The organism is Streptomyces sp. LaBMicrA B280, from assembly GCF_049222185.1.
GTDB lineage: Bacteria > Actinomycetota > Actinomycetes > Streptomycetales > Streptomycetaceae > Streptomyces > Streptomyces murinus.
The window spans coordinates 26,096-49,945 of sequence record NZ_JBMJCT010000002.1 but is presented as its reverse complement, the minus strand read 5'-3'; the positions used below and the strand labels follow the sequence as shown (position 1 = coordinate 49,945).

The following is a 23,850-nucleotide window of genomic DNA, read 5'->3' as shown; positions in this document are numbered from 1 at the left end:
GCACTGTCGCACACGCCACTGACAACGCCCCCGGCTCAGCCCGCGCTCACCCGCACCTCCCCGCCCTCGGGGTCCACCAGCCCGTGCCAGGACGCGCCGAGCGTCAGGGTGCGGTGCGGTGGGGCGGTGCGGGGGCCGAGGCGGGCGCGGTGCAGCAGGCGGCCGTCCTGGTGGACGTACAGGACGGGGCGGGGCAGGGGGGCCTCGATGCGCAGGAGGTGGGGCGGGGGCGAGGGCGGGGCGGCCGGGGGCACGCGGTTCGGGTGGAGGCGCCGGTCGGGGGTGACGCGGTTGGGGGTGATCCAGCGCAGCGGTGCCTCGACGGTGACCGGGATGCCGGGGCGCGGCCAGGGGGCGCCCGCCAGATGGCCGAGGACGGCACCGGCCGCCCGGGCCCCCTCCGGGCCCCCTCGCGGGCCGCGGCACCGGCGGGCTCCACGGCGTGCAGCAGGCTTCCGGCGGCGAAGACGCCGGGGCGCGAGGTGTGCAGGGCGGTGCCGACGGCCGGACCCCGCGTGCCGGGGTCGAGGTCGAGGGCGCCGCGCCGGGCGAGTTCGTGGTCGGGGACGAAGTCACCGGTGAACACGACGGTGTCGCAGGGCAGTACGGTCGTCCGGCCGTCCCGGTGGCGGACCCGGACGCCGGACAGCCGCCCGTGGCCGAGGAGTTCGGTGACCATGGTGCCGGTCAGCAGCGGAACGCCCCAAAGCAGCCGGGCGGACCGCGCGCGGGCGGGGCTCGTACGGGCCCGGGGGTGTTCCGTGACCAGCGCGACGACCTCGGCACCGGCCGTGCGGACGGTCCGGGCCGCCGCGTACGCCACGTCCCGCGCCCCGACCACGACCGCCCGGGTGCCGATACGCTGCCCGAACAGGTGGACCGCCTGCTGGAGTTCGCCGGTGGTGTAGACGCCGGCGGGCCGGGTGCCGGGCACCAGCCGGGCCGCGCGGGGGCGTTCACGGGCCCCGGTGGCGAGGACGACGGCCCGCGCGGCGAGGGCCTCGGGTCCCTCCGGCCCGACGGTCAGCAGCACGTTCGCACCGGAGGCTGGTCCAACTCCCCAGTCCAGTAAGGTGGTTCGCGTCCTGATCAGCGCGCCCGCCCGCTCGGCCGCTTCCGTGAGCAGGTGGGCGTACCGGGGGCCGGTCAGCGGGCGGGTCCAGGTGCCGAAGCCGCCGTGGGCGCAGTGCCGGGGCACTCCCCCGGGCACTGCCTCCCGCTCCAGGACCTCCACGCGTCCGGCTCCGGCGGTGGCGAGCCGGGCCGCCGCGGCGAGACCCGCGGGCCCGGCCCCGACCACCAGGACGTCGACCTGCCGTACCGCCGTCACGCGCGCCCGCCCTTGCCTTGTTGTTCGAGCAACTCCCTTACCGCCGCCGCGCAGTAGAACCCCTGGCAGCGGCCCGCCCGCGCCCGGGTGCGGCGGCGCAGACCGTCCGGGCCGCGGGGCGGGATCGGACCGGCGAGGGCGTCGCGGATCTCGCCGAGGGAGACCCGCTCGCAGTGGCAGACGAGGGTGCCGTAGGCGGGGTCGGCGGCGATCAGTTCGGGGCGCTGGTGGGGGCGCGGGAACGCCTCGCCGAGGTTGGGCATGCGCACCGGCTCCAGATCGCGCTCCGGTCCGAGGTCGAGGCCGCTGTCGGCGAGCAGCCCGGTGACGTGCTCGGCGATGGCCAGGGAGGCGGTCAGGCCGGTGGAGCGGATGCCGCCGACGGTGACGTACGACCGCTCGGGGTGCGCGGCGATCCGGTAGTCCTCCTGCCCGGTGGCCGCGCGCAACCCCGCGTAGACGGCGGTGACTTCCTCCTCGACCAGCGCGGGCAGGACCCGGCGGCCCCGCTCCCGCAGCAGGGCGATGCCCTCGGCGGTGGTGCCGGTGGCCCGCTTGTCGTCCAGGTCCTCGGCGGTGGGGCCGAGCAGCACATTGCCGTACACGGTGGGGGCGACCAGAACTCCCTTGCCGAGCGCGGTCGGTACGGGCAGCAGGATGTGCCGGACCAGCGGGCGGGCGAACTTGTCGTACACCAGGAGCTGGCCGCGGCGCGGGGTGACGGTGAAGTCGTCGCGTCCGAGGCGGCGGTCGAGGGTGTCGGCGCCCAGTCCGGCCGCGTTGACGAGATGGCGGGCGCGGAGGGTGCCGCGGGAGGTGTGCAGGTGATGCCCGCCGTCCCAAGTGACCTGTTCCACACCGGCGTTCAGATGCAGTTCGACTCCGGCGCGGACGGCCTGGGTGGCGTAGGCCAGGGTGGTGGTCCAGGGGCAGATGATGCTCTCGCCGGGGATGTGCAGGGCGCCGAGCGCGCCGGGGCCGAGGTGCGGTTCGCGCTGGTACAGCTCGGCTCGGCCCAACGGGACTGCCTCGCGGTAGGAGTTGGCCACCGCCTTCTCGGCGAGTCCCGGCAGGGCGGCGAGTTGTTCCTCGTCCCAGGCGACGAGCAGCGCGCCGACGGGTTCGACGGGGATGCCGGACTCGGCGGCGTAGGCCGCGAGCCGGGCGTGCCCCTCACGGACGAGCCGGGCCTCCAGGGTGCCCGGTGTGGCGTCGAACCCCGTGTGCAGGATGGCGGTGTTGGCCTTGGAGGTGCCCTGGCCCACATCGTCCCGCGCCTCGATCAGGGCGACGCTCAGGCGGGGGTGGCGGGCGAGCCGGCGGGCGAGGGCACAGCCGACGACTCCGGCGCCGACGATCGCGATGTCGTACGACCGGTCGGGCAGGGCGCCCCCGGCGGTGACGGTCGGGGGGCCGTGGAGCGGCTCCCCGGGGCCCCTCATGCGCCGGGCAGCGCGGCGACGGCCGCGCGGAACCGGGCGCGGCGCGGGACGCGGGGCTCGTACACGGCTGCGGGGCGCTCCTCGGGCAGGGCTTCGGCGGCGCCGAGGGCGGGGTCGGCGCCGAGCCGGGCGAGGGCCCCGGCGCCGAGCGCGGTGGCGTCGGGCAACGCGGACACCTCGACGGGGAGTTGCAGCAGATCGGCCTGGGTCTGCATGAGCAGCGCGGAGCGGGTGAGGCCGCCGTCGACGCGCAGCGCGCCGAGCGGGGTGCCGAGGTCGGTGGCGGCCGCCTCGGCGAGTTCGGCGACCTGGGCGGCGATGCCCTCGCACAGGGCGCGCACCAGATGTCCGGCGGTGGTGTCGAGGCCCAGCCCGGTGAGGGAGCCGCGCAGCTCACCGCGCCACCAGGGGGCGGCGAGTCCGGCGAGGGCGGGTACGAAGGTGACGCCACCGCTGTCGGGGACGGCGCCGCCGACCGGGTCGAGGTCGGCGGCGGAGCCGATGACCCCGAGGTCGGCGAGCCAGCGCACCGCGGAAGCGGCCGTGTAGACCTGGCCGTCCAGGCAGTAGCTGGTGGTGCCGCCCAGTCGCCAGGCCACGCAGGCGACCAGTCCCGAGCCGCCGCGCCGGGGGCGTTCGCCGGTGTGCGCGAGCAGGAACGCGCCGGTGCCGTAGGTGCACTTGGCGGCGCCGGGGGCGGTGACGCGCTGGGCGAACAGCGCGGCCTGCTGGTCCACGATCAGACCGGTGAGCGGGATGTCGTAGCCGAACTCCCGGGTGTTTCCGATCGGTTGGGCGACGTCGGTGATGTCGGGGAGGGCCTCGTCGGTGAGGCCGTAGAGGTCGAGGGCGCGGGAGGACCAGCGGACGTGGTCGAGGTCGAGGAGCTGGGTGCGGCCGGCGGTGGCGGCGTCGGTGACGAAGGCGCCGGTGAGGCGGTGCACCAGATAGGCGTCCGAGGTGGTGACGACGCCCTCGCGGGTGAGATGGCGGCGGATCCAGGCCATCTTGGGCGCGGCGAAGTACGGGTCCAGGGGGAGGCCGGTGAGGTGCCGCAACTCCTCGCCGTGACCGCTCATTTCGGCGCAGACGCGCTCGGCGCGGCGGTCCTGCCAGACCAGGGCGTCGGTGAGCGGGCGGCCGGTGGCGGGGTCCCAGGCGAGGACGGTCTCGCCCTGGTTGGCGAGGCCCAGGGCGACGACGGGCTCACCGGCCTCGGCGAGGGCGCACCGGCCTGCCGTGAGCACCGAGTCGTACAGCGCGTCCGGGTCCACCTCGACCAGCCCGCCGGGCCGGTGCCGGGGGCGGACCTCGGCGTATCCGGTGCCGAGGACGCCGCGCTCCGGGCAGATGACGAGGGCCTTGGTGCCCGAGGTGCCCTGGTCGACGGCGAGTACCGGGCCCGCCGTCACGCCGGCCCCGCCATCACACCGGTCCCGTCTTCGCGTCGGTCACCGCGCCGCCCCTGCCATCCGTACCCTCCCGCGCCCGGCACCAGAGATCACCGCGTCAGCCTGCCGCCGCGCGGATCCGGCGTCAAGCCGACCCGAGGCGGACCGATGATCTTCCGACTCGCCCGGCTGGCTCATTGAGTTGGCAACAATGGTGAGGCCGAACCACCGCCCTTATAGTGGCCGCCGACCACCACGCACCGCCCAGGGGAGGGCTGTTGCCACCTCATACCGCCGCCTCGTGCGTGCGTCACCGGCTGCGGGGCTCCGGCTGATGGCACGCGAGGGAGCGAGACCCTCCTACGATCCCGCGGGACCCGACCACGCCCTGCGCGCGGTGCTCCAGGAGTTACGCGCCGGGCGCTGGGTGGCCATGCGCACCCTGCTCGCGGAGACCACCGAGTGGTGGTTGTGGACCCGGCGCACCCAGATCCTCGCGGCCGCGGCCGCCGGCAGCGACGTGGTGCGCGCCTGGCTCGCGGAGGAGCCGGACAGCGCCCACGCGGGGGTGATGCGGGCCCGGATCGGCGTGGAGCGGGCGTTACGGGCCCGCCGCGAACGGCACCTGCGGGCCCATGAGTTGTGGATCGAGGCGTGGGACGCCGCCGAGACGGCCACCCTGCTCGCGCCGCGTGATCCGGTGCCCTGGATCTGTCTGCTCGCCCTGGCCCAGCTGGACCCCGAGCAGCGCTGGGCGGAGCACCGGGCGGACCCGCCCGAGCCGCAGCTCGTGCCGGGGCCCTGGGGGCTGCTGGCCCAGGCCGCCGAGCGGGACCCGTTCAACCGCGAGGCGCATCACCGGATGCTCCAGTTCCTCTACGCGCGAGACGGCCTGGACGCTCGCAGGGGAGCCCCGGCCGACGACGGCTCCGAGGGGCTGACGGACGCGGCCGGTTACGCCCGTTGGGCGGCGGCGGGGGCCCCGCCCGGATCGGCGCTCCGGCTCCTCCCCCTGTACGTCCGCGTCGAGCGCCATCGCCGCGCGCGCCGCCCCGACACGCACTGGGCCACGGCCGCCGCCGTCGAGGAGGCGCGGTCCGCCCTGCACTCCTGGTTCGAGCACGCGCCGGCCGACCGGCGCGCGCAACCCGACCTCAACCATCTGGCGCACGCCCTGTGGGGAGCCCGTCGATTCGCCTGCGCGGACCGGGTGTTCGAGGCGATCGGCCCGCACTTCAGCCCGCCGCCCTGGATGTACCGCACCCGGGACGGCGAACGCCCGGTGGATGTGTTCACCCGCGCCCGCGACCACTGCCGCGCCCTGGCCGGCGACGCCGCCACCGGCACGCGTACCAAGGCCTGCGCCGAGGTCTGCGCCGAGCCTCGTCCCTGCACCGGAACCCACCCCTGAGCAACCTGAGCAACCCCGACCGTCCCGACGCACTCCCGAGCCCCCAGGTCCCCACCCCCGGAGGTCCCCATGTCCCCTTCCCCAGAGCTGCCGCAGCAGGACGAGGAGCGGCGCCTGCGCGAGCTGGGCTACCGCCCCGTGCTCGCCCGCCGCATGGGCGGTTTCGGCAACTTCGCGATCAGCTTCTCGGTGATCTCGATCCTGTCCGGCTGCATGACCCTGTACGGGTTCGGCCTGAACACCGGCGGGCCCGCCGTGATGCTGTGGGGCTGGGCGGGCGTCGGACTGTTCGTGCTGTGCGTCGGGCTCGCGCTCGCCGAGGTCACCAGCGCGTATCCGACCTCGGGCGCCCTGTACTACATGGCCGACCGGCTCGGCGGCCGCCGCTGGGGCTGGTACACGGGCTGGCTGAACCTGCTCGGGCTGCTCGGCGCGATCGCCGGGATCGACTACGGAGCCGCCCTGTTCACCGGCGCGTTCGCCAATCTCCAGTGGGGCTTCGTGCCGACGCCGGGCCGGACGATGCTGATCTTCTGCGCCATCCTCCTGCTGCACGCGGTGCTGAACCTGTTCGGCGTCCGCGTCGTCAGCCTGCTCAACTCCATCAGCGTCTGGTGGCATCTGGCGGGTGTCGCGCTGATCGTCGGCGCGCTCGCGATCGTGCCCGACCACCACCGGTCGCCGTCCTTCGTGTTCACCACGTTCGTCAACGGGACCGGCTGGTCGAACCCCCTCTACGTCGCGGCGATCGGCCTGCTGCTCGCCCAGTACACCTTCTCCGGCTACGACGCCTCCGCCCATCTGTCCGAGGAGACCTCGCGCGCCTCGGTGTCCGCGGCCAAGGGCATCGTCCGGGCCATCTGGGTGTCCTGGCTCGCGGGTTTCGTCCTGCTGGCCGGGCTCACCTTCGCCATCCAGGACTACGACGCCACGCGCACCACGGCCACCGGGGTACCGCCCGCGCAGATCCTGCTCGACGGCCTCGGCACCGGCGGCGCGAAGGCGCTGCTGCTGGTGGTGATCGTGGCCCAGCTGTTCTGCGGGAACGCCGAGGTCGCGGCGGCCAGCCGGATGGTGTTCGCGTTCAGCCGGGACGGCGCGCTGCCCGGCTCCCGGCTGTGGCGCACGGTCAGCGGCCGCACCCAGACCCCGGTGGCCGCCGTATGGCTGTCGGCCGGGGTCGCCGGGGTCCTCGCGCTGCCCTCGCTGTACTCGGCGACGGCGTACAACGCGGTGACCGCCATCAATGTCATCGGCATCACCCCCGCGTACGCCATCCCGGTGCTGCTGCGGCTGCGGGCGGGCGACCGGTTCCGGCGCGGGCCCTGGCATCTGGGCCGGTGGAGCAGGCCGGTCGGCTGGGTGGCGGTGGTCTGGGTGGCGTGCGTCACGGTCCTGTTCTGCCTGCCGCAGTCCTCGCCGGTCACCGTCGGCACGATGAACTACGCGGCCGTGGCACTGGCCGTCGTCCTCCTCCTCGCCAGCGTCTGGTGGTACGTCGCCCGCCGCTCGTACGGCACCCCGACCGCGGCGTACGGCAGCGACCGCGACCAGGCCGAACTCGCCGAGGGCATCATCTGATCGGGGCCCCGGGGCGCCGAAGGACCCGGTGGTAGGGCGTGTTCCGGATACGGCAGGATGAACGCTCGTGCCGGTCACCGGAGTTCCGGGGCCGGCACGTTCGTACTTCCCGCACATCGAGCAGGTGACAACGTGACGAGACCTCACATACGGCCCTCCGCGCAGACCCCGGTTCTGGGGGGTGACCGGTGAACCGCGCGCTGACCCTGGACGACGCGGTGGTCGCCGGTATCGCGGTCGCGGCGGGCCTGCTGGCCGCCTTCCTCTCCCGCTCGCTGCTGCGCTGGCTGGCCAAGCACGCCAAGCGGACCCGCTGGAGCGGTGACGACGTCATCGTGGACGCGCTGCGTTCGATCGTGCCGTGGGCGCTGATCGCGGCGGGCGTGGCGGCCGCGGCGATCGTGCTGCCCCTCAGCAGGACCGTGCAGCACCGCACCGATCAGGTGCTGGAGGTGTGGCTGATCCTCGTGGCCACGCTGTCCGCGGCGCGGGTGATCACCGGTCTGGTGCACACCTTCACGCAGTCGCGGTCGGGGGTGGCGGGTTCGGCGACCATCTTCGTCAACATCACCCGGGTGCTGGTCCTGGCGATCGGCTTCCTGGTGGTGCTCCAGACGCTCGGGATCTCCATCGCGCCGCTGCTCACCGCGCTGGGCGTCGGCGGCCTCGCGGTGGCGCTCGCGCTTCAGGACACCCTCGCGAACCTCTTCGCGGGCGTCCACATCCTGGCGTCCAAGACCGTCCAGCCGGGCGACTACATCCAGCTGAGCAGCGGTGAGGAGGGGTACGTCGTCGACATCAACTGGCGTCAGACGACGGTCCGCCAGCTGTCCAACAACCTGGTGGTGATCCCGAACGGCCAGCTCGCCAAGGCCAATATGACCAACTACACCCGGCCCGAGCAGCGGCTCACGGTGCCGGTGCAGGTGGGGGTGAGTTACGACGCCGACCTGGAGCGGGTGGAGCGGGTGACCGCCGAGGTGGTCACGGAGGTCATGCGCAAGGTGCCGGGCGCGCTGCCGGACCATGAGCCCGCGATCCGCTTCCACACCTTCGGCGACTCCCGCATCGGCTTCACGGTGATCCTCGGTATCGGCGAGTTCAGCGACCAGTACCGGATCAAACACGAGTTCATCAAGCGCCTGCACCGCCGCTACCAGGAAGAGGGCATCCACATCCCCTCCCCGGTCCGCACGGTCGCCATCCAGCAGGGCTCCTTCACGATCCCGCAGCAGCGCGGCGCGGGGGACATGGCGCGGGAGGCGGCCGAGTAGCGGGCCGCTCGCCGGTCAGGGCGCGGCTGCGGGGGCGCGCCGGAGCGAAACCCCGGCACGCGGATCAAATCCCGCCAGGAAAGCGGCATCCCCCTCATGGGAGGGGCCCCAACCCCTGGAGCCGGACGCCGCCCCACGCGCCCGGCACGATCATCACCCCACCCCGTACCCTCGTACCGTCATGACCGTTTCACCCGACCCCCGCCTCCTCGATCAGCGGCTCGACGCCCTCGCGCGGCAGCCGTTCCGGGCGCGGTTTTGGCTGCGGGGGCCGGAGCGGGTCACCGCCGCGGAGAAGGGGGCGGCCACCCTCAGGTGGCACGCCTATGACCTGGTCGCGAAGCGGCTCGCGCCGGCCGAGCCGTACAAGGACGGGAAACAGACGCCGTACCGGGGTCACCCCGTCTTCGTGGCGCAGCACGCGACCGCCACCTGCTGCCGGACCTGCCTGCTGCGCCGGCACGGCATCCCCAAGGGACGCCGGCTCAGCAGGGCCGAACACCTGTACGTCGTGGAGGTGATCTGCCGCTGGATCGAGCGCGAGCTCGCCCGCGGGCCCGGGGAATCGGGCGGAGGCGACTGACCAGGTGCGCGGCTGGTCGGCGGAAAACAGCGGCCTCAGGCGCCACCCCTGTCGAGCCCGCCCCCGGCACGAGATATCTTGATGTCGAGCAATGTTGCAGACGTGGAGCGGAGCACCCGGTGACTGACTCGACCATCATCTACACGTACACAGACGAGGCCCCGGCCCTGGCGACGCATTCGTTCCTGCCGGTGGTCCGGGCGTATGCCGCGCAGGCCGGTGTGCCCGTGCAGACCCGTGACATCTCGCTGGCCGGGCGCATCATCGCCGTTTTCCCGGAATACCTGAACGAGGACCAGCGCATCGCGGACGCGCTGACCGAGCTGGGCGAGCTGGCCAAGACCCCTTCGGCCAACATCGTCAAGCTGCCGAACATCTCGGCGTCCATCCCGCAGCTCAAGGCCGCCGTCGCCGAGCTCCAGGGCAAGGGCTACGCGCTGCCGGACTACCCGGACGACCCGAAGTCGGACGAGGAGCGTGACATCCGCGCCCGCTACGACAAGATCAAGGGCTCCGCGGTCAACCCGGTCCTGCGTGAGGGCAACTCCGACCGCCGCGCCCCGGCCTCGGTGAAGAACTACGCCAAGACCCACCCGCACCGCATGGGCGCCTGGACCGCCGAGTCCAAGACCAATGTGGCGACCATGAGCGAGAACGACTTCGCGGGCACCGAGAAGTCCGCGGTGATCGCCGAGGACACCACCCTGCGCTTCGAGCTGGTCGGCGCCGACGGCACCACCACCGAGCTGCGCGCGCCGCTCAAGGTCGTCGCCGGTGAGGTCGTGGACGCGGCCGTGCTGCGCGCCGGGGCCCTCAACGAGTTCCTCGCCGCGCAGGTCGCCCGCGCGAAGGAGGAGGGCGTGCTGTTCTCCGTGCACCTGAAGGCCACGATGATGAAGGTCTCCGACCCGATCATCTTCGGTCACGTGGTGCGCACCTTCTTCCCGAAGACGTTCGCGAAGTACGGCGAGACGCTCAAGGCGGCCGGTCTCTCCCCGAACGACGGCCTCGGCGGCATCTACAAGGGCCTGGAGAACCTGCCCGAGGGTGCCGAGATCAAGGCGTCCTTCGACGCCGAGCTGGCCGACGGCCCGGCGCTGGCCATGGTCGACTCCGACAAGGGCATCACCAACCTGCACGTCCCCTCGGACGTCATCGTGGACGCCTCCATGCCCGCGATGATCCGCACCTCCGGCCACATGTGGGGCGCGGACGGCCAGGAGCACGACACCCTCGCGGTGCTGCCGGACCACAGCTACTCCGGCGTCTACCAGGCCGTGATCGAGGACTGCCGCGCCAACGGCGCCTTCGACCCGTCCACCATGGGCTCGGTGCCGAACGTCGGCCTGATGGCGCAGAAGGCCGAGGAGTACGGTTCCCACGACAAGACCTTCGAGATCCCGGCCGCCGGCACGGTCCGCCTGATCGACGCGGCCGGCGACGTGGTCCTGGAGCAGGCCGTGGCCGAGGGCGACATCTTCCGCGCCTGCCAGACCAAGGACGCCCCGATCCGCGACTGGGTCAAGCTGGCCGTCACCCGCGCCCGCGCCACCGGCGACCCGGCCGTGTTCTGGCTGGACGAGAACCGCGCCCACGACGCGCAGCTGATCGCCAAGGTCAAGCAGTACCTGCCGGAGCACGACACCGAGGGCCTGGACATCCGGATCCTGTCCCCGATCGAGGCCACCAAGCTGTCGGTGGAGCGCATCCGCCGCGGCGAGAACACCATCTCGGTCACCGGCAACGTGCTGCGCGACTACCTGACCGACCTGTTCCCGATCCTGGAGCTGGGCACCAGCGCCAAGATGCTGTCGGTCGTCCCGCTGATGGCGGGCGGCGGCCTGTTCGAGACGGGCGCCGGCGGCTCCGCGCCCAAGCACGTCCAGCAGCTGGTCAAGGAGAACTACCTGCGCTGGGACTCGCTCGGCGAGTTCTTCGCGCTCGTACCGTCCCTGGAGCAGTACGCGACGGCCACCGGCAACACCCGCGCCAAGGTCCTGGCCGACGCCCTGGACCGCGCCACGGCGACCTTCCTCAACGAGGACAAGTCCCCGACCCGTCGCCTCGGCGGCATCGACAACCGCGGCAGCCACTTCTACCTGTCCCTGTACTGGGCGCAGGAGCTGGCCAAGCAGACCGACGACGCCGACCTGGCCAAGGCGTTCGCGCCGCTCGCCGAGGCCCTCGCGGCCGACGAGCAGCAGATCGTGACCGAGCTGAACGGCGTCCAGGGCGAGCCGGCCGACCTCGGCGGCTACTACCGCGTCGACCAGGAGAAGGCGGACGCGGTGATGCGCCCGTCGGCCACCTGGAACGCGTCGCCGTTCCCGCCTACGGGTGGTAGATCTCCGAGAGGGCGGTGATCTGGCCCTTGGCGTTGACGTGGTAGGAGAAGTACGGGCTGTTGGCGAGCTTGTGGTTCGCCAGCCACGTCGGGGCGACCTTCACGCTCGTGGTCTCGCGCAGCACCTCGACGGAGGCGCCCGGCGCGAAGCCGAGCGAACGGGCCGCGCCGCTCGGGGTGTAGACGACGTCCTCGTCGTTCCTCGTGTTCACCTTGCACGTCTGCGGGGTGACGCGCACGACGGCCTTGCCCTTGACGTTCTTGGCCGAGGCCAGCTTCAGGAAGTGCCGGCCCGCGGGCAGGTGGCACGGCTTCCAGGTGGTGGCCCCGGCGGCGGCCTTGGCGGTCCCCTCCTGCGGGGCGGCACCGGCGGTCCCGCAGGCGGTGGCGAGGAGGGCCGCGGCCGAGGCGGCGACGAGGGCGGCGGAGACATGGCGGTGGTTCATGGAGCGTCCTCTGCTGTGAAGATCTGCTGACATCGGGGGAGATGGCGGACCGGGGTCACGGGTTTCACCGGTCCCCGCGGCTGTGACGGGACGGTGACAACCGGTACCCGGCCGGGACGATCACCGCGGGCGCGCCGCATGGACGTTCGCCCCGACCGTACGCATGGCCGATCACGCGAACCGCACCCCGTGTCGGGAGCATTGCGGCCGCGTGTCGTCCATGACGTCCTCATGTCGCCTCGCGCGTAGGCCTGTCGGCCGAACAGCGCGCGTGGTTGCCTCGTGCCACGTCACCGCCTCCCGCGCACGAGGAGCACGCACCATGAGCACGCAGCCCGACACCGCCGCCTGGTCCTTCGAGACGAAGCAGATCCACGCGGGCGCCGCCCCCGACCCCGCGACCGGCGCACGGGCCACCCCCGTCTACCAGACCACCTCGTTCGTGTTCCGGGACACCCAGCACGCGGCCGACCTGTTCTCGCTGGCCGAGCCCGGCAACATCTACACCCGGATCCACAACCCCACCACGGACGTCTTCGAGCAGCGGATCGCCGCGCTGGAGGGCGGGGTCGGGGCGGTCGCGCTGGCCTCGGGGCAGGCCGCGGAGACCCTGGCGATCCTGACCCTGGCGGGCGCCGGTGACCACATCGTCTCCAGCACGGCGCTGTACGGCGGCACGTACAACCTCTTCCGGCACACGCTGGCGCGGCTCGGCATCGAGGTGTCCTTCGTGGACGACCCGGACGACCCCGAGGCCTGGCGGGCGGCGATCCGGCCCACCACCAAGGCGCTGTTCGCCGAGTCGCTCGGCAATCCGCGCGGCAATGTGCTGGACGTACGGGCGGTCGCGGACGTGGCGCACGCGGCCGGGGTGCCGCTGATCGTGGACAACACCGTGCCCACCCCGTACCTGCTGCGGCCGATCGAGCACGGCGCGGACATCGTGGTGCACTCGGCGACCAAGTTCCTCGGCGGGCACGGCACGGCGGTCGCCGGTGTGGTGGTGGACGGCGGCACCTTCGACTTCGGCGCCCACCCGGACCGCTTCCCGGACTTCAGCGAGCCGGACCCGAGCTACCACGGGCTGCGCTACTGGCCGGCGCTCGGTCCCGGCGCGTTCGCGGTGAAGCTGCGGGTGCAGCTGCTGCGCGACCTCGGCCCGGCGCTCGCCCCGCACTCCGCGTTCCTGCTGCTCCAGGGCGTGGAGACGCTGAGCCTGCGCCTTGAGCGGCACACCGCCAACGCGCAGGCGCTCGCCGAGTGGCTGGAGCGGCGGGACGAGGTGGAAAGCGTCCACTACGCGGGCCTGGAGTCCAGCCCGTGGTACGAGGCCGGGCGGAAGTACCTGCCGCGCGGGGCCGGTGCCATCGTCTCCTTCGAGCTGCGCGGCGGGATCGAGGCGGGCAAGCGGTTCGTGGACGCGGTCGAGCTGTTCAGCCATCTCGCGAACATCGGCGACGTACGCAGTCTGATCATCCACCCGGCGTCCACCACGCACAGTCAGCTCACCGAGGAGGAGGCGGCGGCCACCGGTACGGCGCCGGGTCTGGTGCGGCTGTCGGTCGGCATCGAGAGCCTGGCCGATCTCACGGCGGATCTGGAGGCCGGCTTCCGCGCGGCGAAGGGCGCGTAGATGGGCGCGGTCACGGCGACCGAGCGGGTGCCGGCAACCGGTGCCTGGCGGGAGGGGGACCCGGCGGGCCACCGGCGGTGGTTCACGGCCGACCGGCCGCTGCCGCTGGAGGCGGGCGGTGAACTGCCCGGCGTACGGCTCGCGTTCGAGACCTGGGGGCGGCTCGCGCCGGACGCGTCCAACGCGGTGCTGGTGCTGCACGCGCTGACCGGCGACAGCCATGTCGCCGGTCCCGCCGGTCCCGGGCACCCCACGCCCGGCTGGTGGGAGCCGCTGGTCGGGCCGGGGCGACCGCTGGACACCGACCGGTGGTTCGTGGTGGCCCCCAATGTGCTGGGCGGCTGCCAGGGCAGCACGGGCCCGTCCTCGGCACGTCCGGACGGCCGCCGGGCCTGGGGCGGCGCCTTCCCGTTCCTCACCCAGCGGGACCAGGTCGCGGTGGAGGCATGGCTCGCGGACGCGCTCGGCATCGACCGCTGGGCCCTGGTGGCGGGCGGTTCGATGGGCGGGATGCGGGCGGTGGAGTGGGCGGCGGCGTACCCGGAGCGCACCGGGTCGCTGCTGCTGCTCGCCACGACGGGGGCGGCGAGCGCGGAGCAGATCGCCTGGGCGGGGATCCAGTTGCGGGCGATCCGTACGGACCCCGACTGGCGGGGCGGCGACTACCACGATGCCGCCCGCGGCCCGCACACCGGCCTCGGGCTCGCCCGCCGCCTCGCCCATGTCACCTACCGCAGCGAGCCCGAGCTGGCCACCCGCTTCGGCCGGGCCCCGCAGGGCGCGGAGCACCCCTGGCGGGGCGGCCGTTACCAGGTGGACTCCTATCTGGACCATCACGCCGAGAAGCTGGTACGGCGCTTCGACGCGGCGAGCTACGTCGTCCTCACGGAGGCCATGAACGCCCATGACGCCGGCCGCTCCCGGGGCGGCCTGCGCTCCGCCCTCGCCCGCGTCACGGCCCCCACCCTGGTCGCCGGGGTCGACTCCGACCGCCTCTATCCCCTCGCCCAGCAGCACGAGTTGGCCGCCGCGATCCCGGGCGCGGACCGGACCCGGGTGGTGGAATCGCCGTACGGGCACGACGGGTTCCTGATCGAGACGGAGCAAGTGGGATCACTCGTACGGGAGTTGCTTGGCTGAGCCCGTGGCATGGTGAGGCGCACCGTACCGTCGGCCTCGAGGAGAAGCCATGACCTCTTTCCACCTCGTGCCCGGCGCCCCCGGCTCCCCCGTCCTCCTGCACGTGCCCCACTCCGCCCGGACGATCCCCGGGGAGGTCCGGGACGGGATCCTGCTGGACGACGCCGCTCTGGAGCGGGAGCTGGATCACATCACGGACGCGCACACCGCGGAGCTTGCCGGGCGGGCGGCGGGGGCGGCCCGGCGGACGCCGTGGCGGTTCGTGAACCGGCTGTCGCGGTTGGTGGTGGACCCGGAGCGGTTCCCGGACGAGCGGGAGGAGATGCTGGCCGTCGGGATGGGCGCGGTGTACACGCGGACCACGCACCGCGCGGAACTGCGGCCCGCGGACACCGACCCGCGGCCATTGGTCGAACGGTACTTCCGGCCGTACGCCGGGGCCATGACGCGGGCCGTGGCCGGGCGGCTGGCGGCGACCGGGCGGGCCGTGATCGTGGACGTGCACTCCTACCCGGCGCGGGCGCTCCCCTACGAGCTGCACGGGGACGGCCCGCGGCCGCCGGTGTGCCTGGGCACCGACCCCTTCCACACCCCGCCGAAGCTGCTCGCCGCCGCCCGCGAGGCGTTCGCGGGGTGCGGGGGGACGGGGGTGGACAGCCCGTTCGCCGGGACCTATGTGCCACTGGCGTACCACGGCACCGACCCCCGCGTCGAGGCGCTGATGATCGAGATCCGGCGGGACACCTACATGGAGGAGCCCGGCGGACCGGCCGGAGGGGGCCTCGACCGGCTCGCGGCGGCGCTGGCCGCCCTGGTCGACGCGCTCTAGCCGGGCTCAGCCGGAATCCCCGCGGCCACGCCGGTCGGCGCGCCGGGGACCCTCCGCCTGGAGCAGTCCCGCACGACACCCGCCGCGCCCCGCCCCATCGTGGAGGGCATGACGACGATGGAGACCAGTGCGCCCACCGGCCAGGAGCCGCCCCCCGTGCGGGACTGGCCCGCGATCGATCTGGACGGCACCGAGTTCGATCCGGTGCTCGCGGGACTGGTGCGTGAGGGGCCGCTGACCCGAATACGGCTGCCGTTCGGGGAGGGCTGGGCCTGGCTGGCCACCCGCTACGAACATGTGAAGCTGATCACCAACGACCCGCGGTTCAGCCGCGCGGCGGTCGCTCGCGGCCGGGTCACCCGGCTGGCGCCGAACTTCGCGCCCCGCCCCGGCTCGCTCGCCTGGGCCGACCAGCCGGACCACAACCGGCTGCGCAAGCCCCTCGCGGGTGCCTTCACGGTCGGCGCGATGAAGCGGCTGCGGCCCCGCGCCCAGCGGATCCTGGACGAGCTGGTCGACGGCATGGTCCGCGAGGGCCCGCCCGCCGACCTCGTCGAGCGGGTGCTGGAGCCGTTCCCGTTGTACGTCGTCAGCGAGGTGATGGGCGTCCCCGACACCGACCGGGACCAGGTGCACGACTGGACCCGGCAGATCATCTCCCTGCGCGGGGGCGCGGAGGCCGCCGACCGGGCCAAGAACGGCCTGTACGGCTGGATCACCGAGATCGTCCGGGCCCGCGCGCGCAGCGCCGGCGAGGACGTCTACTCGCTGCTCGCGGGCGCCGTGGCGCGCGGCGAGATCGGCGAGGAGGAGGCCGCGGGGCTCGCCGGTCCGCTCCAGATCGGCGGCGAGGCGGTCACCCACAACTGCGGGCAGATGCTCTATCTGATGCTGACCCGGCCCGAGTTGATGGCACGGATGCGCGCGCGGCCCGACGAACGCGGCCCGGTGTTCGACGAGTTGCTGCGCTGGATCCCGCACCGCAGCACCGTCGGGCTCGCCCGGATCGCCCTGGAGGACGTGGAGATCGCCGGGCACCGGATCGCCGCGGGCGAGGCGGTCTACGTCTCCTACCTGGCCGCCAACCGCGACCCCGAGGTCTTCCCGGACCCGGACGGCATCCTCCCGGACCGGGATCCCAACCCGCATGTCGCCTTCGGCAACGGCCACCACTACTGCACCGGCGCGGTCCTGGCCCGTCTCCAGCTGGAACTGCTGGTGGACACGCTCCTGGACCGGCTGCCGGGGCTGCGGCTCGCCGTGCCGCCGGAGGAGGTCCGGTGGCGGCAGCAGACGATGATCCGGGGGCCGCGCACCCTGCCGGTGACCTGGTGAGCCGCCGCCCGCTCAGGCCCGCAGCCACTCCGTGACGATCACCTCCGTGCCGGTGCGCAGCCGCAGGGCGAAGGGCCCGGAGGGCGGGTCGTCGCTCATGAAGCGGCCGAGGCTGTCGACGGTGACCGGGCGGGCGGCGCCCGGACCGCCGAGCACCTCGATCCGCGCCGAGCCCGGGGGCAGCACCTGCCCGATCAGCCCGTCGCCGGTGACCTCGACATCGACGGTGAGCGCGCCCGCGCGGAACGTCAGCATGCGCGGCGCGTCCGTGACCCCGCGCACCGGCAGCGCGTCCACCAGCGAGTCGAAGGTCAGCTCGGCGATCCGCGCGTCGAGGTCGTGCAAGGCGTATGCCTCAAGGGCGAGTTGGCGCAGGAAGTCGGGCACGGGGTCGAGGACGGCCGCGGCCTGCCGCAGCTCCTCCTCCAGCAGCGCGTCCGCCGTGGCCGCCGGCAGCGCGTCCGCCGTGAGCGCGTCCGCCGACTCGTCCCCGTCCCCGTCCGCTCCGTCGCGGGGGAACCCGTTGTCCTTGTTCATGCCGCACCCCGTTGGTCCATCCGGGCCCGCAGCCGGCGCAGACAGCGCTGGCGCAGGGGGCCGATGCTGCCGACCGCGATGCCGAGCGCGGCCGAGATCTCCACATAGCTGGGCGGCGGCGAGGAGACCAGCACGCGCAGCAACTGACGGCAGCGCTCGCCCAGTTCGTCCAGCTCCTGCCACAGGCGACGGACCCGTTCGGCCCGGTCCGCCGCCTCCTCGGAGTCGATCAGTGTCTGCTCCGGCGTACGGTCCTCGCTCGCCCGGTCCAGGACCTGCGGATCATCCGTGAGGGTGAGCCGCGTCATGCCCTTGATGACCTTCAGGCATTCGTGGCGGGCGGTGCTCGCCAGCCACGCGCCGGTCTTGTCGGGCTCCCTGATCCGCCCCAGATGCTGGGCGAAGCGGAACCACACGGTCTGGTAGACCTCGTGCCCGTCCGCGTCGGAGAGCCGATGGGCGCGCACCACCGACCACACCAGCGGGCTCATGCCCTCCACCAGCGCCTTCCAGGCCGCGGCGTCCCCGTCGACGGCGGACCGGACGAGCGCGCCGACCTCTGTTCGCTCCACGGCTCCACCCCTCGTATAGGGCTCGTCATGGTACGCCGTGGAGCGGAGGGTTCCGGCGCTCATGCGGGCAGCGCCGGGGCCGTGACCGGGACCGGGCGCCAGGTGGGCGGCCGCAGCGCGCGCACCTTCGCCCCGCGCACGTCGGTGCGGTGGGTCGCGTCCGCCAGCAGCCGGGCGCCCGCCGTACGGGGATCGCGCTCGCGCTCGGAGGTCATCAGGGCGGCGACGAGCCCGGCGGCGACCGGGGTGGCGAAGGAGGTGCCGCTCCACTGCGCGAACCCGTCGAACATCACCTGGTCCGGCTTGCCCCCGGTGCTCTCCCGGGCCTCGCTCAACGCACCGGTGTGGCGCGGGTACTGGCAGGTGCAGGAGTAGTCGAAGCCGTACCGGCAGTCGTCGTAGGTGGAGTGCTGGTAGAGGTACGGCACCGGGGTGCCGAAGCCGGTGAGGGCGCTGGTGAGGCGCTCGCCGGGGGCGAAGACGCGTACCCAGCGGCCGTGGTTGCTGAAGCAGGCGGGGCCCTCGCCGTCCGAGCGCAGCGCGCCGACGGAGACGACGCTGTCCGCGTACTCGGGCAGGGCCGAGTAGGCGGCGGGCCAGAACGGCACATCGCTGCCGTTGTTCCCGGCGGCGGCGACCAACAGGGTGCGCTGCTCACGCAGTTCGCGCATGAACGCGTCCAGGCCGAGCAGTCCGTGCAGGCCCCGGGCGGGGCTGCCCGCGGAGAGGCTGATCACATCGGGCCAGCCCGCCCCGTCGACGGCATCGAAGAGCCGGGCGCCGAACTCCGACTCCAGTACGGCGCCCGCGTCGTTCAGGGTGCCGCGGACGGTGATGTCGGTGTTGGGCGCGACGGCGGCGAGGATGCCCGCGATGAACGTGCCGTGGCCGACGTACTGGCGCAGCAACCCGCCGCCGTCGGTCTCGGCCGCCTGGGTGTCGCCGGTGGTGTGGGCGAGCAGCGGGTAGGCGTGGTGGTCGTGCACCAGACCGGTGTCGACCACCAGGACGCGGACGGCGGTGGCGGGGTCGTGTCCGGTCCCGGCGGCGGCCGGGTTGGGCGCCGCGGAGCGCGCGATGGGCACCGGTTCGTCCCCGGGGCAGGCGTTGACCGCGATGTGCACCACGTGGTTGCGGCTGACCAGCCTGCGCCCGTGCCGCTCCTCGGCCGCGCGCAGGGCGCCCAGCGCGTGCGGCACCACGTCGTCCCCGAGGTCGGGGGCGCCGACCCGGATGCGGGTGACCCCGGTGCGGCCGCCGTCCGGGCCGTCGCGGCGCACATGGTCGGGCAGCAGCCCCCGGGTCTCGGTGAAGTGGGCGCGCACCGTGTCCTCCACGGCGCGGGCCTCCTCCCCGGACCGGGCGAGGACGACCCCCTTCTCGTACAGCGGGTGGGCGTCGTCGTCCGGGCCCATGGCCAACGGGACGTCGGACATCGAGCGCTGGATGTGATCGAACTGTTCGCGGTACCGCTGGAGTGCCATGCCGTGTCCTCCCCCTGAAAGACGGTGTACGAGAGTGAGAGCCGCCGGTCCGCCGCCTGATACAGGCCACTACCATGCGAGGCGTGACAGCGGGAAGCGAGCCGGCCCTCCAACTGCTGCCCCTGGTGTTCGCCGATCCCGGCGAGGCACGGGCGCGCGCCGAACTGCTGCTCGAATCCGCCCCGGATCCGCTGCCCGCCAGCATCGCCCACCAGGTACTCGGCATCTGGCAGCGGGACTTCGGCGATCTGCGGATCGCGCTCACGCATCTGCGCCGGGCCCGGGACCTGGCCGCGCGCGCCGACTCCGCCGACCGGGAGGCGGATGTACTGGCGACGCTGGGGGTCGCACTGGTGCACGCGGGGCGCACACGGCAGGGGCTCGCCTCCTTCGAGCGGGGCGTCGCCCGGGGCACCGGGCACACCCGGGCCCGGGTGCTGTACCGGCGGGCGTACGTCTGGTGGGTGCTGGGGCATCATCCGGAGGCGCTGGAGGACGTACGGCGGGCGCTGCCGGTGCTCAGGCAGCTGCGCGACGACATCTGGACCGCGCGGGCGCTGACCCTGCGGGCCACGGTGCATCTGGCGCTCGGCGCGGTGGAGCGGGCCGACGCGGACTTCACGGCGGCGGAGCGGCTGTGGGACACCACGGGCCAGGAGCACGACAAGGCGGACGCGGTGGAGAGCCGGGGCCTGGCCGCGTTCCGCTCCGGTGACATCCCCCTCGCGCTGCGGCTGCTCGACGAGGCCGAGGAGCGGTACGCGAAGCTCGGCACCCCCACCTACATGCTGTCGGTGCGGCGCTGCGAGGTGCTGATGGCCGCGGGGCTCGCCCCGGAGGCGCTGGCCGAGGCGGACGCGGCGATCGCCCTGCTGGACCGGCTGGGCGGCCAGTCGACCCGCAAGGCGGAACTGCTGCTGGCCGCCGCGCGGGCGGCCCGCTCGGCCGGGGACGCGCACACCGCGATCGCCCGCGCGGCCGTCGCCGTACGGCTGTTCGCGGCGCAGCGGCGGCTGTGGTGGGAGACGCACGCCCGGCTGGTGCTGATCGAGGCGCGGGTGGCGGCCGGGCGCCGCTCGGGGCGGCTGGTCGGGGACGCGTCGGCGGTGGCGGAGCGGCTGGCCTCCTTCGGTTCGCCCGCGGCGCCCGAGGCGTCGCTGCTGGCGGGCCGTATCGCGCTGGCGCTGGGCTGGACGGCGGACGCGGAACGGCATCTGGCGGTCGCCGCGCGCAGCCGCCGGGGCGGACCGCCGACGGCCCGGATGACCGGCTGGGCGGCGCAGGCGCTGCGGGCGCGCGCGGCCGGGTCCCGGCGGGGTGTCCTGGAGGCGTGCCGGCACGGCCTGGACCTCCTGGACGACCACCGGATGACGCTGGGCGCCTCGGAGCTGCGCGCGCATGTGACCGCGCAGGGCGCCGAACTGGCCGCGCTGGCCCAGGAGGTGAGCCTCACCCACGGCGGCCCCCGGCGCCTGTTGGAGTGGAGCGAGCGGTGGCGGGCGACCGTGCTGTCCACCCCGCCGACCCGGCCGCCCGCCGACGCGGCACTGCTCAGCGGTCTCACCGCGTACCGGGAGATAGCGGCCCGCGCGGAGGAGTCCCGCATGGAGGGCCGTCCGGTACCCGCCCTGGAGCGGGAACAGCGGCGCCTGGAGCGGGAGATCCGCTCCCGCACCCGCCATATCCGCGGCTCCGCCCCGCACGAGGGGGCCCGCTTCGACGTGCCCCGGCTGCTGGACCTGCTCGGCGACGGACGGCTGGTCGAACTCGCCGTCGTACAGGGGCGGGTGCATGTGCTGCTGTGCGGTCAGGGCAGGGTACGGCGGTTCGTCGGCGGCCCGCTCGCGGACGCGGTGGCCGAGGCGGAGTACGTCCAGGCCGGGCTGCGGCGGCTCGCGCACCCGGGCGCGGAGGCGCGGCTGCCGCTGGTGGAGGCGGCGGGCGCCCGGCTCCAGGAACTGCTGCTCGCCGGGGCGGTGCCGCAGCTGGGCGCGGGCCCGGTGGTGATCGTGCCGCCGGGCGCGCTGCACCGGGTGCCGTGGGCGCTGCTGCCCGCGCTGCGCGACCGGGTGCTCAGTGTGTCGCCGTCGGCGGGCAGTTGGCTGCGGGCCCGGGAGACGGAACCGCCGCGGGACGGCCGTACCGTCCTGGTGCGCGGCCCCGGGCTCGCCACCGGCGGCGCCGAGGTGCCCGAACTGGCCGACCGCTACGGCACGGCGACGGTCCTGGAGGGCGACGACGCCCAAGTGCCACGGGTGCTGTCCGAGTTGGACGGCGCGGGGCTCGCCCATCTCGCCGCCCACGGCACCTTCCGCGCCGACAGCCCGCTGTTCTCGGCGCTGCGGATGTCGGACGGCCCGCTGATCGTGCACGACTTCGAGCGGCTGGCCCGCAGCCCCTACCGGATCATCCTCTCCAGCTGCGACACCGCCCGGCTCGCCTCGGTCGGCGCCGATGAACTCCTCGGCCTGGTCACGGCGTTGCTCCCGCTGGGCACGGCCGGGGTGGTCGCGAGCAGCGCCCCGGTCAACGACGCCGCGGTGATCCCCCTGATGCTCGCCCTGCACAAGGGCCTCACCGCGGGCCTGTCGCTGGCCGAGTCGCTGCGGGACGCCCGGACCACCCTGCCGTCCGACACGGTGCATCAGGCGACGGGGTGGGCGTTCGCGGCGTTCGGAGCGGCGTAAGCCGGCCCGGTGGGACGGGAGTCCGGCTAGGCCGACCGGTCCAGCAGGCAGGGCAGCGCGCCCCGGTCGCCCGTGCCCAGCCGGGTGTACGCGCTGTACAGATGGTTGCCGACCGTCCGCACGGACAGCGTCAGCCGCTCGGCGATCTCCCGGTTGCTCAGGCCCGCCGCCGCCAGCGCCACGATCTGCCGTTGCCGCGCGGTGAGTTCGCCGAGCACCAGCTGGGCCAGCGCCGGGGTCCGGGCACCCTGGCAGCGGCGGGCCAGGGCGAGCGCCCGGGTGCGGGAGCGGCGCCCGGCCCGGGGGTCGCGGTGGACGCGTACGGCCTGGGCGTGGGCCTCCGCCGCGAACAGCAGGAACCCGCGCTCCGCCAGGGCGATCGCGGCGCGGTCCAGCGCGTCCCCGTCCCGGCGCGCCAGCGCCTCGGCGTGCCGGGCGAGCACACTGCCCGCGGGCAGCGCGCGAGCGGGCTCCCCGATCCGTACGGCCCCGTAGCGCGCGTACGCGTCGCCCTCGGCCGGGCCGTGCCCCGATTCGTCCGACTCGGCCTTTGCCAGGGCGAGTTCCGCCGCGCACCCGGCGTCCCCCGGCGCCCATCGCAGCCCCTCCCGCGCCCATGCGGCGGCGTCCCGCACCGCGCCGCCCAGCCGGGCGAACCGGGCCCGCAGCGCCGCGTACCCGGCCGGTACCGGCTCCCCCTCGGCCACCGCCCAGTCCCCCACCGGCGTGCCCACCGGGCGTACGTCCAGCTGGGCCAACCGCTCGACCAGGAGCCGCTGTTCGGCTTCGAGCGCGGCACCTCGGCCCGCCGCGGCCCGGCTCAGCCGACGGGCGCGCAGCCGTCCGGTCACCGCCCGCAGCGCCGGTCCGTGCAGCGGGTCGGCGAGCGCGACCCCGCCCGCGTCGTCCACGGCGATCAGACCGGCCGTCTCCAGCCCTTCGAGGACATCGAGGTCGAGGTCGGGCAGGGGCAGCCGCGCGGGTTCGGCGAAGGCGAGCCGTTCCAGGATCTCGCGCTCGCCGGGCGCGGCGCGCTCCAGGAGGGGTGCGAGCCGGTCGCGGACGGCCGGGGTGACGGGCAGCGGCCCGCGCCAGGCGCGCTCACCGGTGCCGGGCACGGCGAGCAGGCCCTCCCCGGCCACCAGCGCGGCCACCAGGGAGCGCAGCAGCCGCAGATCGCCCCGGCACAGCCGGTGCAGCCGCCGCACGGTGAGCGCCTCGAACCCGGCCGCGCCGAGGAGGGCCGCGGTGTCCTCCTCGGGCAGCGGGGCGAGGGCCAGCCGGGGCAGCAGCTCCCCGGTCCACAGCCGGGACACCGCGCCGGGCGCCGACGGCTCGTCGCACGCGGCGACGATCAGCCGGGTGCGCCCGTTCGCGGCCAGCTGGTGCACCAGCGCGGCGGAGTCCTCGTCCAGCAGATGGGCGTCGTCCACGACGAGGAGCCGGACGCCGGACAGGGCCCGCAGCGCGCCGGGCAGCGAGCCGGTGCCGGGCAGCAGGTGCGCGAACGCCGCGAGAGGCAGATGGCGGGCCTCGGGCGTGCCGGTCACCCGGACGTGGTCCGTGCCCCGGAGCGCCTCCGTGATCAACCGGGTCTTGCCGCGCCCGGCCGGACCGGTCACCACGACGCCAGGCCTGCCTGAGGTCATCGCCCCCCGCACCAGCTCCAGTTCGTCCTCCCGGCCGGTGAACGGCCAGGGCAGTTCGAGGGTCTTCGCGTCCTGTTCGTAAGTCCTCACACCAACCAGAGCACGCGTACTCAGGTTTGATACAGGGCGACTTGAGTAGCCCCCGACTCAGGCGCCGGTGGCCGCGCGACGGGCACGCTGGC

Annotated in this window: 17 protein-coding genes and 1 pseudogene; 10 read left to right on the top strand and 8 right to left on the bottom strand. The window is 74.3% G+C overall.

Annotated elements, in window-relative coordinates:
* Window positions 1-35 precede the first annotated feature (35 nt).
* The 3 genes and pseudogenes from ACLF5H_RS01520 to ACLF5H_RS01510 all read right to left on the bottom strand — a co-directional run bounded on the left by ACLF5H_RS01520 (window position 36) and on the right by ACLF5H_RS01510 (window position 4,184).
* Window positions 36-1,330, bottom strand: a pseudogene (locus ACLF5H_RS01520) (NAD(P)/FAD-dependent oxidoreductase).
* Window positions 1,327-2,772: an FAD-dependent oxidoreductase gene (locus ACLF5H_RS01515; protein ID WP_421674259.1), complete on the bottom strand. Its 1,446-nt coding sequence runs from the start codon at window positions 2,770-2,772 to the stop codon at window positions 1,327-1,329. The pseudogene ACLF5H_RS01520 and the gene ACLF5H_RS01515 overlap by 4 nt, the downstream one beginning before the upstream one ends.
* Window positions 2,769-4,184, bottom strand: a complete 1,416-nt coding sequence (locus tag ACLF5H_RS01510) for an FGGY family carbohydrate kinase (RefSeq protein ID WP_421674258.1) — start codon at window positions 4,182-4,184, stop codon at window positions 2,769-2,771. The genes ACLF5H_RS01515 and ACLF5H_RS01510 overlap by 4 nt, the downstream gene beginning before the upstream one ends.
* 313 nt (window positions 4,185-4,497) lie before the next feature.
* Between ACLF5H_RS01510 and ACLF5H_RS01505 the strand changes: the two genes are divergently transcribed.
* The 5 genes from ACLF5H_RS01505 (at window position 4,498) to ACLF5H_RS01485 (ending at window position 11,375) form a co-directional block, all read left to right on the top strand.
* A complete protein-coding gene (locus ACLF5H_RS01505; protein WP_421674257.1) occupies window positions 4,498-5,574 on the top strand; it encodes a hypothetical protein in 1,077 nt (358 codons plus the stop codon).
* Window positions 5,575-5,643: 69 nt separating this feature from the next.
* The gene (locus ACLF5H_RS01500) at window positions 5,644-7,155 is read left to right on the top strand and encodes an amino acid permease (RefSeq protein ID WP_421674256.1); all 1,512 of its coding nucleotides are present in this window, start codon (window positions 5,644-5,646) and stop codon (window positions 7,153-7,155) included.
* A 188-nt stretch (window positions 7,156-7,343) separates the two neighbouring features.
* Window positions 7,344-8,429, top strand: coding sequence for a mechanosensitive ion channel family protein (locus ACLF5H_RS01495; RefSeq protein ID WP_421674255.1), 1,086 nt, complete (start codon window positions 7,344-7,346; stop codon window positions 8,427-8,429).
* Between the two features lie 181 nt (window positions 8,430-8,610).
* On the top strand, window positions 8,611-9,012 hold the full coding sequence (locus ACLF5H_RS01490) for a DUF4186 domain-containing protein (protein WP_421674254.1): 402 nt from the start codon (window positions 8,611-8,613) through the stop codon (window positions 9,010-9,012).
* Window positions 9,013-9,131: 119 nt separating this feature from the next.
* On the top strand, window positions 9,132-11,375 hold the full coding sequence (locus tag ACLF5H_RS01485; RefSeq protein WP_421674253.1) for an NADP-dependent isocitrate dehydrogenase: 2,244 nt from the start codon (window positions 9,132-9,134) through the stop codon (window positions 11,373-11,375).
* Here the strand turns inward: ACLF5H_RS01485 and ACLF5H_RS01480 are convergent.
* Complete coding sequence (locus tag ACLF5H_RS01480; RefSeq protein ID WP_421674252.1) at window positions 11,344-11,802, bottom strand: hypothetical protein; 459 nt, start codon at window positions 11,800-11,802, stop codon at window positions 11,344-11,346. The genes ACLF5H_RS01485 and ACLF5H_RS01480 overlap by 32 nt on opposite strands.
* A 322-nt stretch (window positions 11,803-12,124) precedes the next feature.
* Here ACLF5H_RS01480 and ACLF5H_RS01475 point away from each other — a divergent pair, with 322 nt between their 5' ends.
* The 4 genes from ACLF5H_RS01475 (at window position 12,125) to ACLF5H_RS01460 (ending at window position 16,739) form a co-directional block, all read left to right on the top strand.
* On the top strand, window positions 12,125-13,435 hold the full coding sequence (locus tag ACLF5H_RS01475) for a bifunctional o-acetylhomoserine/o-acetylserine sulfhydrylase (protein ID WP_421674251.1): 1,311 nt from the start codon (window positions 12,125-12,127) through the stop codon (window positions 13,433-13,435).
* A complete protein-coding gene (gene metX / locus ACLF5H_RS01470; RefSeq protein WP_421674250.1) occupies window positions 13,436-14,575 on the top strand; it encodes a homoserine O-acetyltransferase MetX in 1,140 nt (379 codons plus the stop codon). It begins immediately after the preceding gene.
* Between the two features lie 49 nt (window positions 14,576-14,624).
* A complete protein-coding gene (locus tag ACLF5H_RS01465) occupies window positions 14,625-15,404 on the top strand; it encodes an N-formylglutamate amidohydrolase (protein WP_421674249.1) in 780 nt (259 codons plus the stop codon).
* Window positions 15,405-15,512: 108 nt separating this feature from the next.
* Window positions 15,513-16,739: a cytochrome P450 gene (locus ACLF5H_RS01460; protein WP_421674248.1), complete on the top strand. Its 1,227-nt coding sequence runs from the start codon at window positions 15,513-15,515 to the stop codon at window positions 16,737-16,739.
* Between the two features lie 12 nt (window positions 16,740-16,751).
* Here ACLF5H_RS01460 and ACLF5H_RS01455 read toward each other — a convergent pair whose 3' ends face one another.
* From ACLF5H_RS01455 to ACLF5H_RS01445, 3 genes are read right to left on the bottom strand one after another with little or no spacing between them, the layout of a single operon-like run.
* Window positions 16,752-17,276: a hypothetical protein gene (locus ACLF5H_RS01455; RefSeq protein WP_421674247.1), complete on the bottom strand. Its 525-nt coding sequence runs from the start codon at window positions 17,274-17,276 to the stop codon at window positions 16,752-16,754.
* Window positions 17,273-17,911: an RNA polymerase sigma factor gene (locus ACLF5H_RS01450; protein ID WP_421674246.1), complete on the bottom strand. Its 639-nt coding sequence runs from the start codon at window positions 17,909-17,911 to the stop codon at window positions 17,273-17,275. Before ACLF5H_RS01450 ends, ACLF5H_RS01455 begins: the two co-directional genes overlap by 4 nt.
* Window positions 17,908-19,332: a S8 family peptidase gene (locus tag ACLF5H_RS01445; protein WP_421674245.1), complete on the bottom strand. Its 1,425-nt coding sequence runs from the start codon at window positions 19,330-19,332 to the stop codon at window positions 17,908-17,910. The genes ACLF5H_RS01450 and ACLF5H_RS01445 overlap by 4 nt, the downstream gene beginning before the upstream one ends.
* A gap of 74 nt (window positions 19,333-19,406) precedes the next feature.
* Here ACLF5H_RS01445 and ACLF5H_RS01440 point away from each other — a divergent pair, with 74 nt between their 5' ends.
* On the top strand, window positions 19,407-22,019 hold the full coding sequence (locus tag ACLF5H_RS01440) for a CHAT domain-containing protein (protein ID WP_421674244.1): 2,613 nt from the start codon (window positions 19,407-19,409) through the stop codon (window positions 22,017-22,019).
* A 26-nt stretch (window positions 22,020-22,045) separates the two neighbouring features.
* Here the strand turns inward: ACLF5H_RS01440 and ACLF5H_RS01435 are convergent, their stop codons facing one another.
* The gene (locus ACLF5H_RS01435; RefSeq protein ID WP_421674243.1) at window positions 22,046-23,758 is read right to left on the bottom strand and encodes a LuxR C-terminal-related transcriptional regulator; all 1,713 of its coding nucleotides are present in this window, start codon (window positions 23,756-23,758) and stop codon (window positions 22,046-22,048) included.
* Window positions 23,759-23,850: the final 92 nt, after the last annotated feature.